This window comes from Methanobrevibacter curvatus, assembly GCF_001639295.1.
GTDB lineage: Archaea > Methanobacteriota > Methanobacteria > Methanobacteriales > Methanobacteriaceae > Methanoflexus > Methanoflexus curvatus.
Map to the genome: position 1 here is coordinate 1 of NZ_LWMV01000028.1, position 5,008 is coordinate 5,008.

The following is a 5,008-nucleotide window of genomic DNA, read 5'->3' on the forward strand; positions in this document are numbered from 1 at the left end:
ATATTATCTAAATTATTATAGTTATTATAACTTATATATTTAACTTATTTATATTTTTTTAAAAAAAAATTCTTAAAAATTAAAAAAATTTATAATAAAAAAATTATAATAAAAAATTATAATAATATAAAGAATACATGAAAATATAAATAATAATTAAAAAATAAAAAAATTCTTTAAAATAAAAAAAAATAAGCAAAATAAAATTTATAATAAAAATAACTTTATATAAAACTTTTAAAATAAATATTCTTTTTTAAAGATTCTTTAAAATAAAAAAAAGATAGAATAAACATTTATAAGTATCTTTTGAAAAACTAAAAATTGGAGTCAAAAAAAATGATTTTAAAAAAATTTAGTATGGAAAAATTTGTGGCAATACCTGATTTAATAAGCTTACTAAATATGATATGTGGATTTTTAGCTATTATCTCAGCCATAAAGCATGAATACGATATTTCATCACTATTTATTATTTTTGCCATAATTTTTGACTCTGTAGATGGATGGATTGCAAGGAAAATCGGTCGAGCAGGAGAAACAGACTTTGGAAAAAACATAGACTCACTTTCTGATGCTGTTTCTTTTGGTGTTGCACCTGGAGTACTACTTTATGTTTTATCTTTAGAAAATACCAATTTAGTCGTTCAAACCATAGGACTTTTAGTTGCTTTATTTACTGTTGTTTGCGGAATCTTAAGATTAACCAGGTTTAATGTAATTGCAGATAAAGTAGATTTTAAAGGTTTTGTAGGATTACCTATACCACTTCACGGATTAATACTCATATCATTAGTATTATCTGGAGCATTTAACCTTTATTTAGCATTTATCCTCATGATAATTACTGGAATCTTAATGATTAGTGCTTTTAAGTACCCTAAGTTAAATGATTTGAAAGTCATTGTTGGTGGAGGAATACTTATATTTTTGATAATTATTGAATTTCTTAGTCCATTTTTAATAATATCAGACATAAATATCCCTGCATTGATTTTATTTATTTTTTCTTTAATGTTATCATTAACATATCCATTAAAAAGCTATTTAAAAAATTTAACATAATTTCCCCAAAACCCCAAAAAATCACTCAAAAACACATTTATTATAATAAATTTATATAAATTAACTAAGTTAGTTTTATATAAAATTACTAAATTAGTAAAAAATTATAAAAAATTATAATAAAAAATAATATTTCAATAGCTTAAAAAAATAAATTAAATACAACAAAATTCGGAAAGAAATAAAACAATGAAACAAATAGATAGATCTAAAGAAATATAAGGAAATGTAAAGAAATAATCTAAAACTATCCTTGCTTTCATCCACTACTTTCCAACTCAATTAAAAGAGTTGATATTTTGACAAAAAAAGATGAAATGAAATTAAAAAACAAATCAAACCATGACAACACTATTGAAAAAGACAATGAAATAAATAAACCCAAAAAAAATATTTTAAATAAATTTAAAGTGTTTAAAAAAAATAGAAAAATTAGTAAAAATAATAAAAATAAAAAAGAAAAAAAAGATAAAAATAAAAAAAATGAAAAAATAAAAAAAAAGAATATAGATAAAAAAAATTTAAAAAATAAAAATTTAAATATAAGTGGCAAAGAAAAGAAAAAAAATTTTAATAATAACATTTTTAATAAGAAGATATTAAAAAAAATAAAGAATTTTCCTATGAATTTTTCAATTGATAAATTCATTCCTTTTGAAAAAGATAAAAAAGAAGAAAAATTAATAAAAAAGGAATCAAAGAAAAAAGAATTTGCAGAAGAAAAAACTGGAAAAAAAACTTATAAAAAAAAGGAAAAAGAATCAATAGGAAAATATAAAGTTGAGAATAAGGAATATCAAATTAATACTTACAATTATAATGATGACAAAACTAATATTATTCATGATAGTAAAACCAATAGTAACTATGATGATGAAAAAGATAATGATGATAATAATGGTAATAATGGTAATTTTAATAATAGCTTGAGATTTTTAAAAAACATAAAACAAATAGACAATGGAAAAAAGGAAAAAAAGGAAAGTGAAGAATTTTTAGAAAAAGACTATGAAAAAAGAGTAAATAAATTAAAGCTAAATAAAAAAAATAATTTAAATCCAAATGAAAGTAAAAAAGATATAGAGGATAACAATGGATTAAACAAAATTTTAAATTCCGTAAATAATATATTTGATGTGAAAAAAAACGATTCAAAAAAAAATGGCTTAGATTTAGCTGATGAAAAGAAAATATATATTGGTGGGGCAATATTTGGAGTTATAATCATTGTGTTAATTTTTACTGGTTATTATTTCTTTTTTTACTCCCCATTTCAAACAGAGCTATCTAATTCAAAAACTTTAAAATTAAATGAATTAAATAGCTTATTTAAAGGACCACTACTTGTTGATTCTAATGCAATGTCTCTAAAATCAGAAATTGAAAATGGCAAAACCCCTGAAGAAGTTAATTCCATTGATATTCTGCGACCAGCAACAGTATCCTGGAGAAATTATCATAATCGTAACATAAATATTGTAAAAGATAACTTTTCCCGTGTTATGGGAACATATACTATAAATAATGAGAAAAACCTTATTATAAATGTTGATAAGGCACATGAACTTGTTAATTCCAATGATGCTCAAATATTATCAAATATAGAGTTTAAAACACCAGATACAGTCATAATTCCCCTTTTAATAAGTCGTTTACAGTCAGGAGGAGGATTAATATCAATTGGAAGTGTAGTTGACTTATACTTTATTAACCTTGAAGAAAAAAGCCAATCATCGTCTAATGATAGTTCTTCTACTACAAATGAATCAAATGTCAATTCAGGCAATCAGAATAATTATAACAACAATACCAACACAAATATTGACAACAAAAACCCAAGTTCAATATTTAATGAAAATAAAAATAATGAAAATTATCCTGTAATAAGTGGTGCTACTGTTTTAGCCATTTTAAGATCAAAAAATAGTGGTTCAATTGATGCTAACTATATAAAAACTTATTCAAACACAAAAAATGAAATTATTAACATAAACGAAGAAAAAACTGGGTTTTCAACAGATGTTGAACAATTACTTCAAAGCATTGCTGCTGGAGGTTTAGATGATTCTTTGATTAGTGGAATACTTAATAACTATGGATTAAAGCTTTCACAATACGAAAGAGAAAGTAATATCGCAGATTTAGAAGTTGAATATTTAATATTACTTGAAGTGCCAAGATCTGATGTTAATTTTATTTTAAACAATATGGAAAATATAATATTAACCATTCCATCAAATGATGCACCTAAATGGATGATAAATGAATTAAAAAATACATATAACAATTAAAAGATGAAATTAATTAATTTAAACATAATTATAACCTTCTTAATCAAAATAAAATTTCTCAGCAAAAACAAAAACAAAAACCATGAAAAAACAAAATTTAAATAATATAAAAAATATAAATATAATAAATTATTTTATAAAAATTAATTTTATAAAAACTTATGTGGGAATTATGAAGAAAACTACGGTTATAATTATATTGGCTATTGTATTTTTGTCTATTTATGGAATGCAAGAAGTAAATTACTTCTCTACAAAAATTGTTATTGATAAAAACATATCTACACCAGTTTTACAAATTCCAGCAATTAATTTAGATGAAAAAGCTAATTTTGAGTCTTTGTCAAAAGGTGTTATGATTGATGAACTCTCTTTAAAACCTGGTGATGGAAAAATCATATTTCACGGTCATAGAACACTTTTAGGTTCGCCATTTTTAAATATAAATGAATTAAAAGCAAAAGATAAAATAATTGTTGAATGGCCAGGTGTTGGAGAAGTAAATTACTCTGTAACTAAATCTTATATTGTTCCTGCAAGCCATACAATTAAAATGGGTAATGATTCAAAAACCCTTTATTTAATTACATGTGATCCTATTGGAACAACAATCAACCGATTAATTGTTGAGGCAGAACCTACTGGAAAGGGTCCATTAAATGATAAAAATGTTTTAGTTAATGCAAATCAAGACTATGGACTATTTATATCCATTGGTTTTTTGATTATAGGACTTATACTAAGTTATTTCTATCCAATTAAAGAAGATAGAAAGTTTATTTTTGTTACAGTAACTATTATCTCAATTATTCTATTTTTGCTCTACTTTTTCCCAATAGCTACAGAAAACTTTGGATTTTTAGAGTATTTAGGAATTTAAAGCCCATAATAATTTAATTGGTATTTATGTGTTTTTGAATAACTTTTAAATAACTTTAAAAAAATTTCTTAAAAAAAAAAAAAAAATGGTGAAAATAAAATGAATTTGGAAGAAAAATACTTTTCAAATATTACTTCAAGAGAGAGAGCTATTTTTGAAGGAGCCATTAGTATGGGTGCTTTATTTCATCAATTTATAGGAACTCCTGTCTCAGTTAATACTGCAAAAGATTTAGAATTGTCTATTTCAAAATCATTTCAACTTCAACCAGCTATTGAGTCGGTTAATATTTCAATTAATCTAAAAAAACTTGAAGAAGAGAATACTGAATTTAATTATGTTTCTTTATCTGGAGAAATGTTAGATGTTGAAATAACCTCAAAAGTAGCTGATGTTAAAGCCATTATAAAAATAGAGTTCATTGAAGAGTTAAATTATCCATTAATGTATGTTAAAAAAATAATTGAATAAAATTAATATACATACAATAGTAACTAATATAATTTAATAATAATTAATAATACAAAAATAAGTTAGTTTCATAGTTTTCATGATGAATTAAAACCTTCTTTTTTAAAAAAAAATTAAATTAAATTCTTATCTTTTTTTCTAATATTGTTATTTTAAAAGTATTCCTTTTAAAAGGCTATGGAACAATTCAAAAATCTAAGCTTCTAAATTTGGTTAATTATCTTAAAATTATATTTATAGAGTTATAATAAACAATATTATAAAAATAAATGTAAATATTTAATAAAGTTCTATTTTAATT

4 protein-coding genes are annotated in these 5,008 nt (G+C 22.3%); all 4 read left to right on the forward strand.

Annotated elements, in window-relative coordinates; translation table 11 throughout:
• The first annotated feature begins 339 nt into the window (after positions 1–339).
• The 4 genes from MBCUR_RS00955 to MBCUR_RS00970 all read left to right on the forward strand — a co-directional run bounded on the left by MBCUR_RS00955 (position 340) and on the right by MBCUR_RS00970 (position 4,707).
• Positions 340–1,065 carry an archaetidylserine synthase gene (locus MBCUR_RS00955; RefSeq protein WP_067089092.1) on the forward strand — a complete coding sequence of 242 codons (726 nt, stop codon included), beginning with the start codon at positions 340–342 and terminating at the stop codon, positions 1,063–1,065.
• 299 nt (positions 1,066–1,364) lie between these two features.
• Positions 1,365–3,356: a DUF515 domain-containing protein gene (locus MBCUR_RS10210; protein ID WP_157077495.1), complete on the forward strand. Its 1,992-nt coding sequence runs from the start codon at positions 1,365–1,367 to the stop codon at positions 3,354–3,356.
• A gap of 172 nt (positions 3,357–3,528) precedes the next feature.
• Complete coding sequence (locus MBCUR_RS00965) at positions 3,529–4,236, forward strand: sortase (protein WP_067089101.1); 708 nt, start codon at positions 3,529–3,531, stop codon at positions 4,234–4,236.
• A gap of 99 nt (positions 4,237–4,335) precedes the next feature.
• Entirely contained in the window at positions 4,336–4,707 is a 372-nt protein-coding gene (locus MBCUR_RS00970) for a dihydroneopterin aldolase family protein (RefSeq protein WP_067089096.1), read from the forward strand.
• Positions 4,708–5,008: the final 301 nt, after the last annotated feature.